We start from the raw sequence: 15,677 nt of genomic DNA, 5'->3' as shown, positions 1-15,677 counted from the left end.
GCCCTTGTGCAGTTGCGCTTCACTTCACTCACTGTGGCCAGCTTGTGGCGGGACTTGCACCCGCAGGTGTGCGCCCATGCTGGGCGCACATGGCAAAAGGGCCGAAGCCCCATGGCCCCGGCCCGTCGCAAGGCTTGATCCGGGGATGACCGGCCCTTCACGGCGCCGGCTCCCGGTCAGCTGGTCACTTCTCCAGCAGCGAACGCAGCATCCAGGCGTTCTTCTCGTGCAGCTGCATGCGGGTGGTCAGCAGGTCGGCCGTCGGCTCGTCGCCGGAGTCGTCCACCGCCGGGAACATCTCGCGGCAGGTGCGGACCACGGCTTCCTGGCCTTCGACCAGGTCCTGGATCATCTCGTCGGACGACTTGGTGTTGTCGCCATCGGGGATGCTCGACAGTTTGGCGTACTCACTGTAGGAGCCCGGAGCCAGATGGCCCAGCGCGCGGATGCGCTCGGCAATCTCGTCCACCGCGGTGGCCAGTTCGGTGTACTGCGTCTCGAACATGGTGTGCAGCGAGTTGAACTGCGGGCCGGTGACGTTCCAGTGATAGTTGTGCGTCTTGAGGTAGAGGCTGTAGGAATCGGCCAGCAGTCGGGACAGGCCCTTGGCCACGGTTTCGCGCTGCTGGTCGGTCATGCCGATGTTGATACCCATGTGTGTACTCCTGTGAGGAAAGGAAGGGGGAACTGGCTGCCGGCCAATGTACCACCGGCCTGCAGACGGCGTGTCCAGCCGCTGTATCCAGCTCTGACGTTGTACGACGTTCTGTGATCCGGCGGGCCGCCCTGCCTTCGGCCTGCAACCCGTCGTTCACGATGGCTGCAGTATAGGCCCATCTTCATAGCTTTTGCCAATTCATTCTTCAAATGACATTGATAGCAACAGCCGATCAGAAAAAAGGCGCACCCGACAGAACAGGTGCGCCCTAATGGTGGCAGCCGGGCGGCTGCCTCTCCTCCTCCTCAACAGGGGCATTGGCACTGGGCCAATCAACGTCCCCTTTGGTGAACAGCATATTACTCCCGCCACGAAACAATTTCTGGCCCAAAGCACTAGTGGAAACCCTGAGAACCCCGGGAAAACCCTCATACCCCCTGCCAGGCTCCCCGCTCCAGCAGACGCTTCCCGCCCCCGTCGCAAGGCCCGGGCGGAAGGATGCTTCTTTCGCGACTTCACGCAGTCGCGGGAGACCGGAGCATGCGAAGCACGGGCATCACAGCGCGCCAGTGTGGAGCGAAAGAAGCATCCTGCAGCCCGGGTCGTCTCTCCCACGAAGCGTCTTCCCGCAATTCGCTCCTTCCCCCACGGGGCGTCTTCCGAAAATTCGGGCACAACCGGCCAGCCCCTTTTACGTCCTCCCCATCCGGTTCAGCATGATCAGCGCCAGCACCAGAAAGACGATGGACGGAATGCTGACGGCCAGCCAGGGCGGCCAGGTATTGATCAGCCCCAGGTTCGAGAACAGACCGTTCAGAATGTAGAACACCACCCCCAGCGAGATGCCGAAGAAGAGCTTCAGGCCGATGCCACCGGCCCGCGCCTGCAGGTAGCCGAAGGGCAGCGCCAGCATCAGCATGACGATGATGGCCAGCGGGTAGATGACCTTTTTCCAGAGCGCCAGCTCGTAGCGGTTGGCGTTCTGTGCGTTCTCCTTGAGGTGCGAGGTATAGCGCCAGAGCGCCAGCGCCGACATGCGGTCGGGCGCAATGGCCAGCACCGACAGCAGGGCCGGGTTCAGCTCGGAAATCCAGGTGAACTCGGGCGTCTTCTCGACGGCAGCATGCAGGGCATCGTAGCCGGTGGCCGTCTTCTTCACGTCGAAGTAGGTGGTCTCCACGCCCTCCAGACGCCAGCGGCTGGGCTCACCCCGGGCGGCACGCTGGTAGCGCCCCCGCTCGGCATGGATGACGGCCGTCAGACGGAACTCGGGGTCGAATTCGTGAATCTCCACGCGACTCAGACCGCCATCGGCCTCCAGCTGGCCGATGTTGACGAAGCGGGTCTGCAGGCGTTGGCCGTCGGGACCGCGGACGCTGTCTTTCAGCCACAGGCCGGAACGGAACACGCCCACGCCCGAACCCTTGCCCAGCACGTCCATGCGCAGCTGCTGGGCACGCTGTTCGGCCATCGGTGCCACCCATTCACCGGCCACGGCGGTGAGAATGGCCAGAAACACCCCCAGCACCAGCACACCGCGCAGGGCCAGCCCGCGACTCATGCCGGCCGCCCGCATGGCGGTGAATTCGGAGTTCTGGGCAAACTGGGCCAGCGCGTAGATGCAGCCGATCAGCGCAGCCACGGGCATCAGTTCGTAGATGTGACTGGGCAGGCCCAGCAGCACGTACAGCACCGCCTGTGGCAGCCGGTAGCCGCCCTGGCCGATGTCATCCAGTTCGTTGATCAGGTCGAAGAAGGCAAAGAGACCCAGAAAGCCCAGCAGCACGGCCACGATGCCGCTGGCGATCTCGCGCGTCAGGTAGCGGGCGATCAGCTTCATGCCTGCCCTCCCCGCGCAGCCGCCTCACGGGCCTTGCCGCCCCGGATGCGGGCCACCAGCTTGCTGAAGCTGAAGCGTGGCAGGCTGAGCCGGCGATGGAACAGGTACCAGGCCAGCGCCAGCACCAGCACATGGGTGATCCACACCCCCACGCCGAAGCCCACCTTGCCCTGGGTGATCCAGGAGCGCATCACGCTGTTGAGGTTCGAATAGGTGAAGTAGATGAGCACACCCACCACCATGTTGACCGAGCGGCCCAGGCGCGGATTGACGAACGACAGCGGAATGGCCAGCAGCGCCGTGATGAACACCGACAGCGGCAGGCCGATGCGGTAGGCCAGCTCGCCCCGGGCCGCCGGCGTATGCTGCTGCAGCAGGTCGAGCGTGGGCATGCCCCGGGCGCTCTCGATCTGGGTGTTGACGGGCTTGGGATCGAGCCGCACGCCATAGTGCAGGAACTCCATCAGCGCGTATTCGGCGGTGCCCCACGTACCGTCGTAGCGGCGGCCGTCTTCCAGCACCAGAAAGCGGTCGCCATTGGGTTCGATCCGCACGTTGCCACCACGCGAGGCCACCACCACCATGCGGTCGGCATTGTGCTGGACCACGAACACGTTGGAGACCGTGCTGCGGTCGGCGCTCATCGATTCGACGAAGAACACGCGGTTGCTGGAGGTTGATTCGCGAAACTGCCCGGGCGCGACCATCGACACGTCCTCGCGCTGGTTGAAGCGCTCGCGCAGCTCGACGATCTGCTGGTTGGCCCAGGGCGAGAGGATGAAGGTCACACCGGCCACCACCAGTGCATAGGGCAGCACGAAGGTCATGACCGGGCGGATCCACGCCGTGAGGCTCTGGCCGCTGGCAAACCAGATGACCATCTCGGAATCGCGCCAGGCGCGCGCCAGCACCATCAGCACCGACAGGAACACCGTCAGCACCAGCAGCACCGGAATGAAGCCGATGGCGTTGAAGGCGATCAGCGGCAGGATGTCGGAACTGGCAATGCGGTCGCTGGTGGCGCGGTTGAGAAACCGGATCAGCGACGTGGTGACCAGGATGGTGAACAGCGTGGCAAACATGACGCCGGCAACGCTGTTCAGGTCGCGGCGCAACGACTGGCGAAAGATCATCACACTAGTTTACCTGCGCACGAGGGCTTCCCGGCATCCGGGCAACGGCAAAAGTGCGCGGCAGTATCGTGCCGGATACGGTTTGGCAAACGGCACGGACTGTTGCATCCTGTTCCAGGGTGGCAAACAGCCGCCCCGCCTGACAGAAACGCCCCGTGGGCCGGCCTATAATGGCCGTTTGCGCGCATGGTCGTCACGGCCACTTCCCTGCCCGCCGGCGCCCCGTGCCCATGGACGTTTGCGCGCGTGGTCGCCGCACCAGCCCCCTTCCGGAAACCGTCCGGCCATCCTGGGCGTCTGCGTGGCGGTTCCGCTTTCCGTTTTTTGCCCGCGAGTTTTCTTCATGACGATGCAGTTCTCCCTCAAGGCCACCGCCGCCGACAAGATCCGTACCCAGTGCCTGGTGCTGCCCGTGCAGGCCGGCAGGCTCACGGCCACGGGGGCCGCGTTCGACGCCCGCCTCGACATGACGCTGTCGGCCGCCCTGAAGGGCGGTGACCTGGGCAGGAAACCGGGCTCCACGCTGCTCGTACCCGGCATCAAGGGGCTGTCGCGCATCCTGCTGGTGTCGATGGGCGAGGACGACACGCTGTCCGCCCCCCGTTTTGCCGATGCCGTGCGCAGCGCCTTCCGCGCCGTGCTGGCCACGCCGGCCACCGACGTGTTCTGCGCCCTGCACGAGGCCAGTGTCGAGCTGCGCGAGCTGCCCTGGCGCGTGGGCCAGGTGGTGCTGATGGCCCGCGAGGCCGCCTACCGCTTCGACGCCTACCGCAGCAAACCCGAACCGGCGCCGGCGCTGAAGGATGTGGTACTGGGCATGGACAACGTGGGCGAGGTGCGCTCGCTCACGCCGCTGGTGGCCCGCATGAGCGACCTGGCCGACGGCATCGATACCGCGCGCGACCTGGGCAACCAGCCACCCAACGTCTGCAACCCGGCCTGGCTGGCCACGCAGGCGCAGAAACTGGGCCGCAGGCACAAGCTGAAGGTCGAGATCCTCGACCAGAAACAGATGGCCTCGCTGGGCATGAACGCCCTGCTGGCCGTGGCACAGGGGTCGGTGCAGCCGCCGAGGCTGATCGTCATGCACTACCGCGGCGCCGGTGCACGCCAGGCCCCCGTCGTGCTGGTCGGCAAGGGCATCACCTTCGACACGGGCGGCATCTCCATCAAACCCGCCGCCGACATGGACGAAATGAAGTTCGACATGTCGGGCGCCGGCTCGGTATTCGGCACGATGCAGGCCGTGGCCCAGATGAAGCTGAAGATCAACCTCACGGTGATTATCGCCGCCGCCGAGAACATGCCGTCGGGCTCGGCCTGCCGCCCGGGCGACATCGTCACCACGCTGTCGGGCCAGACGGTCGAGATCCTCAACACCGATGCCGAAGGCCGTCTGGTGCTGTGCGACGCCCTCACCTATGCCGAACGCTTCAAGCCGGCCGCCGTCATCGACGTGGCCACCCTCACCGGGGCCTGCGTGATCGCACTGGGTCACCAGCGGGCCGGCCTGTTCGCCAACGACGACGCCCTTGCGGCCCAGCTCAGGACGGCTGGCGACGATTCCGGCGACACCTGCTGGCCGCTGCCACTGGACGAGGCCTATCAGGAACAGCTGCGCTCGTCCTTTGCCGACATGGGCAACATCGGCGGCCGTCCGGCCGGTGCCATCACGGCCGCCTGCTTCCTGTCGCGCTTTGCCAAAAAATACGCATGGGCGCACCTGGACGTGGCCGGCGTGGCCTGGCGCTCGGGCACGAACAAGGGCTCGACCGGCCGCCCGGTGGCCCTGCTCACCCACTACCTGATGGACAAGGCGGGCTGATGGCACAGGTGCCGGTCCAGGACATGGCACACACCGCCCGCGTGGTGCCGGCGGCGGGCATGGCATCCGTGGCCGGGCGGGTTTCGCGCGGGCCCCGGCCCACCAGCCTCCGGCCGCATGGCACGCGGGTCATGCCACCCGGCTGGCATGCAGCCCCGGCATCCACTACGCGCCTCCCGCTGACCTTCCGGCAGCCGGCCTGTCACATGGCTGCCCGGTCTGCGGGCATGATGGCGTCCTGATGCAGGCAGCGTGCCCATGACCCAGGTGGACTTTCATTTCAACGTGCCGGACGTGGGCCAGTATGCCTGCCGTCTGGTGCGCAAGGCATGGCATGCCGGTCACCGGGTGGTGGTCTATTGCGAAGACACCCGGCGACTGGCCCGTTTCGACCGTCAGCTCTGGGATTTCCAGCCGCTGGCGTTCGTTCCGCATGTCTCGGTCCGGCATCCGCTGGCGGCGCGCACCCCCATTCTGCTCACCGCCTCCGAGGCCGAAGTCCCGGCCAGTCACCGTCAGGTGCTGGTCAATCTGGGCGAACGCATGCCGCCTGCATTTTCCGGCTATGCCCGGGTGATCGAGCTGGTCGGCAGCGATGCCGCCAGCCGCCAGGCAGCCCGCGCCCGCTTCCGTTCCTACCGGGAACAGGGCTACACCCCGCTCACCCACGATGTGGAAGAACGAGATGGCACCCGATAATCCCCTTTCTTCGCCGTCATTCCGGAGCAGCCAGCCGTTCGGGCCTTCCGCCGGAGCGGCAGACGCACCGGCCGGCGGCTCGACGCAGGCCCTGCACCCCGCCCCCGCCGCCAGCATTCCGGGGGTAAGCGATACCTCGACTGCAAAACGCGCCATCATGCCCGCAACAGCAGACACCCCGGCCGCAGCAGGCACGGCGGGCCCGGTGACCGGTACGCCTGCCGGCAGCCAGCGTCATCCTTCGCGCCCGTCAGGTTCGGCAGACCAGCCGGACCGTGCCACCGGCAGGGACTGGTACGGCCGTTCGCAGTTCCCGGATGATTCCGACGACGACTATCTGGAAGACGACGAGGCCGGCCCGCTGGACGAAGATGCCGCCATCGCCACCCTGCCGCCGCTGACCGACGAAGACCGGGCGCTGATCAACAAGCTGGTGCATTCGATGCGCCTGCTGGACGTGGGCATTTCATCGCAGGCCGCCCACGAAGCCACCGGCAGTGCCCCGGTCCCGTTCCCCGAAGTGGCAAAGGCCGGCAGTACCGATCCGGCCCCGTTTGCGCCCCGCACCACCACCATTCCCCCGGCGGTGCGCCAGCCGCGCCCGGCCACGCCCGAGGACGAGGAAGCCATTCCGATGCTGACGGACGTGGTAAATGTGCAGCGCTACCACCCCGACCAGCTGCCACGCAGCTTCGCCGATGTGGACTGGAGCGAACTGGCCGGCCAGGTGCGCGAAAACGTGCTGGAACGGCTGCTGCGCCGCGGCGACATCCTGCTCGATGGCCAGATGAACCACGCGCTGGCCCCGGTCATCTCGCGCGCCGTCGAGACGATGACCCGCGACGTGCACGACACGCTCAACCGCCTGATCCGCGACATCGTGGCCCGCGCCGTGAACGAGGAAATCACCCGCCTGCATGCGGAAATGGCCCGGCAGAATCACAAGGATTGACACCGGCGCCGGAAAGACGGCCAGACACCACCAGAATGCCCCGGATCACCGGACAACCCGGCGCCGGGGCATTGTCATACGGAGGCGCTGCCCACCTGTCTGACAGGGCAAGCCTCCCTGCCCCCCGGCATTTTCATGGAGTGGCAGCCTGCCACCTGTCATGGCGTGGAGCCTGCCACCTGCCTGGACAGACAGACATCCGGCCCATCATCAGCCCCGGGTGGACACTTCCGGGGCCTTCGATGGTTCCTCGATGGTTGAGCCTCAGCCGAGCTTCGCCCGCTGCCCCTGCACCTTTTCCAGCATGGCGCTGAACTGCGCCAGCCGCTGACGCTCCTGCTCGACCACGGCGGCCGGGGCGCGCTGCACGAAGCTCTCGCTGGACAGCTTGCCGTTGGCCTTGCCGATCTCGCCCTGCAGGCGGGCAATCTCCTTGTCCAGACGGGCGCGTTCGGCAGCCACGTCGATTTCCACCTTCAGCATCAGGCGGTGATTGCCCACCACCTGCACAGGGGCCAGCGTGTCTTCCGGCAGCGAGGCCACCCGTTCGGCGCTGGACAGTTTGGCCAGACCGGGCAGGTACGGCAGCATGGCATCGATGCGTTCATCGGTGCTGGCCACCAGCAGCGGCACCCGCTGCTGCGGCCCCAGCCCCATCTCGCCACGCAGCGCCCGGCAGGCATCGATCAGCGCCCGCAGTTCGGCCATCCACGCCTCGGCGTTTTCATCGATTTTCGCGTCATTGCACACCGGATACGGCTGCAGCATCACCGAATGGCGGCGTTCGGCCAGTGCCTGCGCCAGCGCCTCCCCTTCCAGCGTCTGCACCCCACCGGGGCCGTAACGGTTCGTCAGCGGCGCCACCTTCTGCCACAGCTCTTCGGTGATGAACGGAATCAGCGGATGCGCCAGGCGCAGCGTGGCCTCCAGCACCCGCAGCAGCGTGCGCCGTGCCCCCCGGCGCTGCGCCGGATCCGGGTGGTTCAGTTCCACCTTGGCCAGTTCCAGATACCAGTCGCAGTAGCTGTTCCAGACGAAGCTGTAGACGGCGTTGGCCGCCAGATCGAAGCGGTACTCGGCCAGCGCCTTCGTCACCTCGGCCGTGGTGCGCTGCAGCCCGGACACGATCCAGCGGTCCACCGGGCTGAAGTCCATGTACTGGCCGGGGCCGCAGTCCTTGTTGCAGGGTTTGGCAAAACCGTTGTCGTGGCCTTCCACGTTCATCAGCACGAAGCGGGTGGCATTCCACAGCTTGTTGCAGAAGTTGCGGTAGCCCTCACAGCGGCTGATGTCGAAATTCAGCGTGCGCGAGAAATTGGCCAGCGAGGCGAAGGTGAAGCGCAGCGCATCCGTGCCGAAGGCCGGAATGCCGTCGGGAAAATGCTTTTTGACGTACTTCTCGATGCGCGCCTTGTGATCGGCCCGCATCAGGCCCCGCACCGACTTGGCCAGCAGCGCCTCCTGGCTGATGCCGTCGATCAGGTCCAGCGGATCCAGCGTGTTGCCCTTGGACTTCGACATCTTCTGCCCTTCCGAGTCACGGACGATGGCATTGATGTAAATATCCCGGAACGGCACCTTGCCGGTGAAATACTGGGTCATCATCACCATCCGGGCCACCCAGAAGAAGATGATGTCGTTGCCCGTCACCAGCACGTCGGACGGCAGATAGCGTTCGAGATCGGCCAGCGTGACCGGATCCTGCGACGGCCAGCCCAGCGCCGTGAACGGCACCAGCGCCGACGAGAACCAGGTATCCAGCACGTCGGGGTCGCGGGTCAGCGCCCCGGTATAGCCGGCGGCCTGCGCCTGCTGGCGGGCCTCCTCCTCGCTGCGGGCCACGAAGGTCTGGCCATCCTCGCCATACCAGGCCGGAATCCGGTGTCCCCACCACAGCTGGCGCGAAATGCACCAGTCGTGGATGTTCGAAAGCCAGTGGTCGTAGGTGGACGCCCAGTGCTCGGGGAAGAAGCGGATACGGCCGGAAGTCACGGCCTCCAGCGCCGGCCGGGTGATGGCTGCCATGCCACCCGGACGGCCATCGGGCTGCGTCTCGCGGGTCTGGTCCACGAACCACTGGTCGGTCAGCATCGGTTCGACCACCTCGCCGGAACGGCCACAGACCGGCACCATGTTGCGGTGCTTCACGGTATCGACCAGCAGGCCGGCGGCATCCAGATCGGCCACCATCTGCTCGCGCGCCCGGTAGCGGTTCAGACCCCGATAAGCCTCGGGCACGGCCTCACCCGCCATGTTGGCTTCCAGGTCCAGCACCACGATCAGCGGCAGCTGGTGACGCTGGGCCACCTCGTAGTCGTTGAAGTCATGCGCGCCGGTGATCTTCACACAGCCGCTGCCGAACTCCGGATCCACATAGCTGTCGGCAATCACCGGGATCTTCCGGCCGGTCAGCGGCAGCTCCAGCAGTTTGCCGTGCAGGTGGCGATAGCGCTCATCCTCCGGATGCACGGCCACGGCCACGTCACCCAGCATCGTTTCCGGACGGGTAGTGGCCACCACCAGCCCCGTCAGTTCGGTGCCATCGGCCGCCTTCTGCGGGCCATCGGCAAACGGATAGCGGATGTGCCACAGATGGCCATCACGCTCGGTCATGTCCACCTCGAGGTCGGACACGGCCGTGCGCAGCACCGGATCCCAGTTCACCAGCCGCTTGCCACGGTAGATGAGTCCTGCCTCGTACAGCCGCACGAACACCTCGGCCACCGCCTGCGACAGCTTCGGGTCCATCGTGAAATAGCCGGACTGCGTGCCCAGGCTGTCGGCGTAGTCCCAGTTGGCCGAATCGCCCAGGCGACGCATCTGCCGGCTGATGGCCCCGCCCGATTCGTTCTTCCAGGCCCAGACCCGGTCGATGAAGGCATCGCGCGACATGTCATGGCGCGACCTGCCCTCGGCCGCCAGCTGCCGCTCCACCACGATCTGCGTGGCAATGCCGGCATGGTCACTGCCCACCACCCAGTTGGTGTCGTCGCCCAGCATCCGGTGATGGCGAATCAGCGTGTCCATCAGCGTCTGCTGGAAGGCATGGCCCATGTGCAGCGTGCCGGTCACATTGGGCGGCGGCAGCTGGATGCAGTAGGCCCTGCCGGAGGGTGCGGGGCGTTCAGCGGTTGCGGTGGCCTGCGATGCAGCGTCCCCCTGCCCGACAGTGGCGTTCGCCGCAGCCTCACCGGCCTGGCCCGCTGTCGATGCGCCCTGCCCTGCAGACGGTGCGACACCCGGCGCGGGCTGGTTGACGAAGTAGCCGCGGGATTCCCACAGCGGGTACCAGCGCGCCTCGATGGCGGCAGGCTCGAAACTCTTGGGCAGTTGGTCCAGGGCGGAACCAGGCGTGGCAGCGTCGGTCATGAAAGCGCGGGAATGTGTGCGTCGAAAGGGTAGAGTTTAATCCCTTTGGACTCACTCACCGCCGCCGCAACCAGAAGTGCGTCACCTCCCCCCGGTCCACCTGCGCCAGCAGCGTGTTGCCGGTCTGGCGGGCGAAGGCGCTGAAATCCTGCTTTGAGCCGGGGTCGGTAGCCTCCACCTCCAGCACCTGGCCGCTCTGCAGCGTGGCCAGCGCCTTCTTCGCCTTCAGGATCGGCAGCGGACAGGCCATGCCGCGCGCATCGACGTGCGCATCGGCATGGTCGGGAGGGCTGGAGGAAGGCAGGGGCTCGTTCATCAGCCCTCCAGCTTCTGCACCAGCTGGCTGCGCACCGCCGCCAGCGCACCGTCCAGCGCCGCCACGTCGGTCCCGCCAGCCATGGCAAAGTCCGGCTTGCCGCCGCCCTTGCCGCCCACCTGCGCGGCCACGCCGGCCACCAGCTCACCGGCCCTGATGGTGCCCACCCGGTCGGCCGTCACACCAGCCACCAGCTGAACCTTGCCATCGCTGGCCGCGGCCAGGACCACCACCAGCGACTTCAGCTGGTCCTTCAGCTGGTCCACCGTGGCACGCAGCGCCCTGGCATCCATGCCATCCAGACGGGCCACCAGCACATGTACGCCGCTGGCCAGCTTCTGCGCCTGCCCGGCCAGGTTCTGCCCCTGGCTGCTGGCGGCCTTCGCCTTCAGACGGTCCAGATCACGGTTCAGATCCTTCACCTGCGTCTGCAGCTGCACGATGCGCGCCGGCAGTTCGTTCACCGGGGCACGGGCTGCCGCGGCGGCCTCGGCCAGTGCGGCGAGCTGCTGCTGGATCCACGCCAGCGCGCCCTCGCCCGTCAGCCCGTCCACACGACGGATGCCGGCAGCCACGCCACCTTCGGAGGCGATCTTGAACACGCCGATCTCCCCGCTGCGGGCCACATGGGTACCGCCACACAGTTCACGCGTATCGGCCACGTCCACCATCCGCACCACGTCGCCATACTTCTCGCCGAACAGCGCCATGGCCCCCAGGGCAATGGCTTCGTCATACGGCAGCTGGCGGATGACCGTCTCGGCATTGGCACGTATTTCGGCGTTGACGATGGCTTCCACCGCCTGGATCTCGTCGGCCGTCATCGGCTTGTTGTGGCTGAAGTCGAAGCGGGTGTGATCCGGATCGACCAGCGAGCCCTTCTGGGCCACGTGATCACCCAGCACCTGGCGCAGCGCCTTGTGCAGCAGGTGGGTGGCCGAGTGGTTGCGGGTGGTCTTCGCACGGCGGGCCGCATTCACCTCGGCGGTCACGGCATCGCCCACCTTCAGGCTGCCGGCTTCCAGACGGCCGTGGTGGCCCCAGACGGTGGCCTGGATCTTTTGCGTATCGGTCACGGCAAAGCGCTGTGCGCCATTCGGGACAGCGATCAAGCCATGGTCACCCACCTGCCCCCCGGACTCTGCATAGAACGGGCTGACATCCAGCACCACCACGCCCTCGTCGCCGGCCTGCAGGGTCTCCACCGGCTTGCCGTCACGGTACAGCGCCAGCACCTTTGCTGGCGCCGTCAGCGCGTCGTAACCCACGAAACGGGTGGCGGCACCGTCGTATTCCAGCAGCGACGCCCCCTTGAAGCGGCCGGCCGCCCGGGCCTGCTCACGCTGGCGCGCCATGGCGGCATCGAAGCCGGCCTCGTCCACCGTCACGCTCCGCTCGCGGCAGACATCGGCCGTCAGGTCCAGCGGGAAGCCGAAGGTGTCGTGCAGGCGGAAGGCGGTTTCACCGTCCAGCACCGTCTTGCCGTTCAGGTCGGCCAGCGCCTGGTCCAGCAGGGTCATGCCGTTGGCAATGGTCTCGAAGAAGCGGGACTCCTCTCCCTTGAGCACCTCCTCGATGCGGGCCTGGTCGCGCTTCAGCTCCGGATAGGCCTCACCCATTTCCTTCACCAGCGCCGCCACCAGACTGTACAGGAACGGCTGGCGCGCCCCCAGCTTGTAGCCGTGACGCACCGCGCGGCGAACGATCCGGCGCAGCACATAGCCGCGCCCCTCGTTGCCCGGCACCACCCCATCGACGATGGTGAAGCTGCAGGCACGGATGTGGTCGGCAATCACCTTCAGCGACGGGCTGCCAGCCTCGGGCGTACCGCCCGCATCGGCCACCGCCTGCGCGGCCGCCGCCAGCAGGTTCACGAACAGGTCGATCTCGTAATTGGAATGCACGTGCTGCAGCACGGCCGCCACTCGCTCCAGGCCCATGCCGGTATCCACGCTGGGACGCGGCAGCGGATTCATGTTGCCGGCCTCATCGCGGTTGTACTGCATGAACACGATGTTCCAGATCTCGATGAAGCGGTCACCATCTTCATCCGGGCTGCCCGGGGGGCCGCCGGCGATTTCCGGGCCGTGGTCGTAGAAGATCTCGGTGCAGGGGCCGCAGGGGCCGGTGTCGCCCATCATCCAGAAGTTGTCCGATGCGTAGCGGGCCCCCTTGTTGTCGCCGATGCGCACGATCTTCTCGGCCGGCACACCCACCTGCCGGTGCCAGATGTCGTAGGCCTCATCATCCTCGGCATACACCGTCACCAGCAGCTTTTCCGGCGGCAGCCCGAAGACCTGCGTGAGCAGCTCCCAGGCAAAGGAGATGGCATCCTTCTTGAAATAGTCGCCGAACGAGAAGTTGCCCATCATCTCGAAGAAGGTGTGATGGCGTGCGGTATAGCCGACGTTTTCCAGGTCGTTGTGCTTGCCACCGGCCCGGATGCACTTCTGCGCCGTGGTCGCCCGCGTATACGGACGCTTGTCGAAGCCCAGGAACACGTCCTTGAACTGGTTCATGCCCGCGTTGGCAAACAGCAGCGTCGGGTCGTCGTGCGGCACCACCGGACTGGACGGGACGATGGTGTGCCCCTTCGACTCAAAGAACTTCAGGTACTTCTGGCGTATTTCGGCAGACTTCATCTTGGGCATCCTGGGAAGAATCCGCAATTTTACCGAACGCCGGCCCCGTTCCGCCAATGCCCTGCGTCCCGGGGCAACACAGTGGCCATGTTCCTGGCCGCGCGTCAGCCGCATCCCGCCTGTCTGTGGCATCATCATCCACCGCATCCGCACGGCAGGCCCCCTGCAACCGGTGCACCTGACCACCGCCCACCCCACGGAGACATCCCCCATGAGCAGCACCCCAGCCCCCATGAACGTGGCCTTTCTGGGCCTCGGCGTCATGGGCTACCCCATGGCCCGCCACCTGGCCGAAGCCGGCCATGCCGTGACGGTCTACAACCGCACCACCGCAAAGGCCGAACAGTGGCTGGCCGAACGGCCGGCACACCGCCTCGCCCTCACCCCGCGCGAAGCCGCGGCACAGGCCGACATCGTCTTCTCCTGCGTCGGCAACGACGACGACCTGCGCAGCGTGGTTCTGGGGGACGACGGCGCCTTTGCCGGCATGAAGCCCGGCGCCCTGTACGTGGACCACACCACCGCCTCGGCCGATGTCAGCCGCGAACTGGACCGCATCGCCCGCGAAAAGGGCATGAACTTCGTCGATGCCCCCGTTTCCGGCGGCCAGGCCGGCGCCGAGAAGGGTTGCCTCACCATCATGTGCGGCGGCGCCGAAACCAGCGTGGAACGCATGCGTCCGGTGGCCATGGCCTATGCCCAGGCCATCACCCGCGTGGGCGAGGCCGGTGCCGGCCAGCTGGCCAAGATGGTCAACCAGATCTGCATCGCCGGCCTCGTGCAGGCGCTGTCGGAAGCCATCCATTTCGGCGAGGTGGCCGGGCTGGACATGAAGCAGGTGCTGGACGTGATCGGCAAGGGGGCCGCCCAGTCCTGGCAGATGGACAACCGTGGCAAGACCATGACCGACCGCCAGTTCGACTTCGGCTTTGCCGTGGACTGGATGCGCAAGGATCTGGGCCTGTGCCTGGCCGAGGCCCGCCGCACCGGCGTGTCGCTGCCCGTCACCGCCCTGGTGGACCAGTTCTACGCCGATGTGCAGGCCCTGGGCGGCAACCGCTGGGACACCTCCAGCCTGATCGCCCGCTTCGACCACCTGAAGCGCTGAAACAGGTCAGCGGGGCAAGCCAGGTCGGGCAAACCTGCCGAAGCCCCCGTCGAACCTGCCGGCCGGGGCTACAGCAGGGCCTGTAAATGCTTCTTTCCATGACCTGGCAGAAGAGCCCCTGCCGTCGAAGCCTGCAACAGTGCACAGGCCCGGCCAGCGGCCTGAAGCGGGGCAGAAAGAACCTACTGCCCCCTTCGCCAGTCTGCCCCCCGGGCCAGCAGGGCCGTGAGCGCGGCGCGGTCTTCGGCCTGCAGCGTCACCGCCAGCGCCTGCAGACGCGACGCCAGGGCGACCAGCCCGGCCAGCGTCGGCACCCGGTTCTGGATCAGGATGTCGGCCCACAGCGCAGGCGACGAGGCTGCGATCCGCGTCATGTCCAGCAGTCCCGGACCGGCATGCTCGCCCGCCCGCACCGGCTCTTCCCCAACAGCCGACGCGCCCAGGTCATTCGCCACCACCCCGGCCATGACAAACGCCACCGCGTGGGGCACATGCGACACCAGCGCAAACACGCGGTCGTGCTGGCCCACCGTCATGTGGGTCACCCGGGCTCCCACGCACCGCCACAGGGCCTCCAGCCGCGCCACGGTATCCGGCGCCGTGGCCGGCAGCCGGCTCAGCACGGCCTCGCGCCCGACGAACAGTGCGGCATCGGCCGCATCCGGCCCGCTCTTCTCGCTGCCCGCGATGGGATGACTGGCCACGAAACGCGTCAGCACGTCCGCCCCCTCCCGCCGCGTCACGGCCGCCTCCAGCGCCGCCACCACCGGTCTCTTCACACTGGACAGGTCTGTCAGCAGCGCATCGGGCGACAGGTTATCGACAACCTCATCCATCAGCGCGCAATTGACCGAAATCGGCGCTGCCAGCACCACCAGGTCCGCCCCCCGCACCGCGTCGGCCACCGTATGGGCCGTCTCGTCGAACAGCCCGCGCGCCCGTGCCTGCGACAGGTCCGGCTCCAGCCCATAGCCCACCCGGTGCACGGCCGGCAGCCGCGCTCCCAGCGCCGCCGCCAGCGAACCACCCATCAGCCCCGTGCCCAGAATGGCCACTCTTTCAAACATGTACTTCCCCTGCCTGCACAGTCCACCACCAGCCGTGACCGCTGTCGCCGGCCATGACCTCCCACCCA

Annotated in this window: 11 protein-coding genes; 4 read left to right on the top strand and 7 right to left on the bottom strand. The window is 66.9% G+C overall.

Annotated features, from left to right (window positions below):
* Window positions 1-184: 184 nt before the first annotated feature.
* The 3 genes from EHV23_RS01985 to lptF all read right to left on the bottom strand — a co-directional run bounded on the left by EHV23_RS01985 (window position 185) and on the right by lptF (window position 3,631).
* A complete protein-coding gene (locus tag EHV23_RS01985) occupies window positions 185-655 on the bottom strand; it encodes a Dps family protein (RefSeq protein WP_125094483.1) in 471 nt (156 codons plus the stop codon).
* Window positions 656-1,349: 694 nt separating this feature from the next.
* Complete coding sequence (lptG, locus tag EHV23_RS01980; protein WP_125094482.1) at window positions 1,350-2,498, bottom strand: LPS export ABC transporter permease LptG; 1,149 nt, start codon at window positions 2,496-2,498, stop codon at window positions 1,350-1,352.
* Window positions 2,495-3,631, bottom strand: coding sequence for an LPS export ABC transporter permease LptF (gene lptF / locus EHV23_RS01975; protein WP_203228850.1), 1,137 nt, complete (start codon window positions 3,629-3,631; stop codon window positions 2,495-2,497). Before lptF ends, lptG begins: the two co-directional genes overlap by 4 nt.
* A gap of 349 nt (window positions 3,632-3,980) precedes the next feature.
* Here lptF and EHV23_RS01970 point away from each other — a divergent pair, with 349 nt between their 5' ends.
* The 3 genes from EHV23_RS01970 (at window position 3,981) to EHV23_RS01960 (ending at window position 7,107) form a co-directional block, all read left to right on the top strand.
* Window positions 3,981-5,456, top strand: coding sequence for a leucyl aminopeptidase (locus tag EHV23_RS01970; protein WP_420813041.1), 1,476 nt, complete (start codon window positions 3,981-3,983; stop codon window positions 5,454-5,456).
* A gap of 258 nt (window positions 5,457-5,714) precedes the next feature.
* Window positions 5,715-6,155, top strand: coding sequence for a DNA polymerase III subunit chi (locus EHV23_RS01965; protein WP_125094479.1), 441 nt, complete (start codon window positions 5,715-5,717; stop codon window positions 6,153-6,155).
* Between the two features lie 157 nt (window positions 6,156-6,312).
* Entirely contained in the window at window positions 6,313-7,107 is a 795-nt protein-coding gene (locus EHV23_RS01960) for a hypothetical protein (RefSeq protein WP_125094478.1), read from the top strand.
* 264 nt (window positions 7,108-7,371) lie between these two features.
* Here EHV23_RS01960 and EHV23_RS01955 read toward each other — a convergent pair whose 3' ends face one another.
* The 3 genes from EHV23_RS01955 to alaS are packed head-to-tail and all read right to left on the bottom strand — an operon-like array spanning window position 7,372 to window position 13,434.
* A complete protein-coding gene (locus EHV23_RS01955) occupies window positions 7,372-10,476 on the bottom strand; it encodes a valine--tRNA ligase (protein WP_125094477.1) in 3,105 nt (1,034 codons plus the stop codon).
* Between the two features lie 55 nt (window positions 10,477-10,531).
* Window positions 10,532-10,792, bottom strand: coding sequence for a sulfurtransferase TusA family protein (locus EHV23_RS01950; RefSeq protein ID WP_125094476.1), 261 nt, complete (start codon window positions 10,790-10,792; stop codon window positions 10,532-10,534).
* The gene (gene alaS / locus EHV23_RS01945) at window positions 10,792-13,434 is read right to left on the bottom strand and encodes an alanine--tRNA ligase (RefSeq protein ID WP_125094475.1); all 2,643 of its coding nucleotides are present in this window, start codon (window positions 13,432-13,434) and stop codon (window positions 10,792-10,794) included. Before alaS ends, EHV23_RS01950 begins: the two co-directional genes overlap by 1 nt.
* Window positions 13,435-13,645: 211 nt before the next feature.
* On the opposite strand from alaS, the gene EHV23_RS01940 reads away from it, so the two are divergent.
* Window positions 13,646-14,542, top strand: coding sequence for an NAD(P)-dependent oxidoreductase (locus EHV23_RS01940; RefSeq protein WP_125094474.1), 897 nt, complete (start codon window positions 13,646-13,648; stop codon window positions 14,540-14,542).
* Between the two features lie 182 nt (window positions 14,543-14,724).
* Here the strand turns inward: EHV23_RS01940 and EHV23_RS01935 are convergent, their stop codons facing one another.
* The gene (locus tag EHV23_RS01935; protein WP_125094473.1) at window positions 14,725-15,609 is read right to left on the bottom strand and encodes a prephenate dehydrogenase; all 885 of its coding nucleotides are present in this window, start codon (window positions 15,607-15,609) and stop codon (window positions 14,725-14,727) included.
* Window positions 15,610-15,677: the final 68 nt, after the last annotated feature.

Origin of the sequence: Lautropia dentalis, assembly GCF_003892345.1 — a bacterium.
In the GTDB taxonomy this organism is placed as follows: Bacteria; Pseudomonadota; Gammaproteobacteria; order Burkholderiales; family Burkholderiaceae_E; genus Lautropia; species Lautropia dentalis.
The sequence above is the reverse complement of the archived record's forward strand: the minus strand, read 5'-3'. Positions and strand labels throughout refer to the sequence as shown.

Coding starts and splice junctions, on each gene's coding strand:
- EHV23_RS01960 (WP_125094478.1), top strand. CDS start 6,313: ATGCCCGCAACAGCAGACACCCCGGCCGCAGCAGGCACGGCGGGCCCG.
- EHV23_RS01950 (WP_125094476.1), bottom strand. CDS start 10,792: ATGAACGAGCCCCTGCCTTCCTCCAGCCCTCCCGACCATGCCGATGCG.
- EHV23_RS01940 (WP_125094474.1), top strand. CDS start 13,646: ATGAGCAGCACCCCAGCCCCCATGAACGTGGCCTTTCTGGGCCTCGGC.
- lptG (WP_125094482.1), bottom strand. CDS start 2,498: ATGAAGCTGATCGCCCGCTACCTGACGCGCGAGATCGCCAGCGGCATC.
- EHV23_RS01985 (WP_125094483.1), bottom strand. CDS start 655: ATGGGTATCAACATCGGCATGACCGACCAGCAGCGCGAAACCGTGGCC.
- EHV23_RS01965 (WP_125094479.1), top strand. CDS start 5,715: ATGACCCAGGTGGACTTTCATTTCAACGTGCCGGACGTGGGCCAGTAT.
- lptF (WP_203228850.1), bottom strand. CDS start 3,631: ATGATCTTTCGCCAGTCGTTGCGCCGCGACCTGAACAGCGTTGCCGGC.
- EHV23_RS01955 (WP_125094477.1), bottom strand. CDS start 10,476: ATGACCGACGCTGCCACGCCTGGTTCCGCCCTGGACCAACTGCCCAAG.
- alaS (WP_125094475.1), bottom strand. CDS start 13,434: ATGAAGTCTGCCGAAATACGCCAGAAGTACCTGAAGTTCTTTGAGTCG.
- EHV23_RS01970 (WP_420813041.1), top strand. CDS start 3,981: ATGCAGTTCTCCCTCAAGGCCACCGCCGCCGACAAGATCCGTACCCAG.
- EHV23_RS01935 (WP_125094473.1), bottom strand. CDS start 15,609: ATGTTTGAAAGAGTGGCCATTCTGGGCACGGGGCTGATGGGTGGTTCG.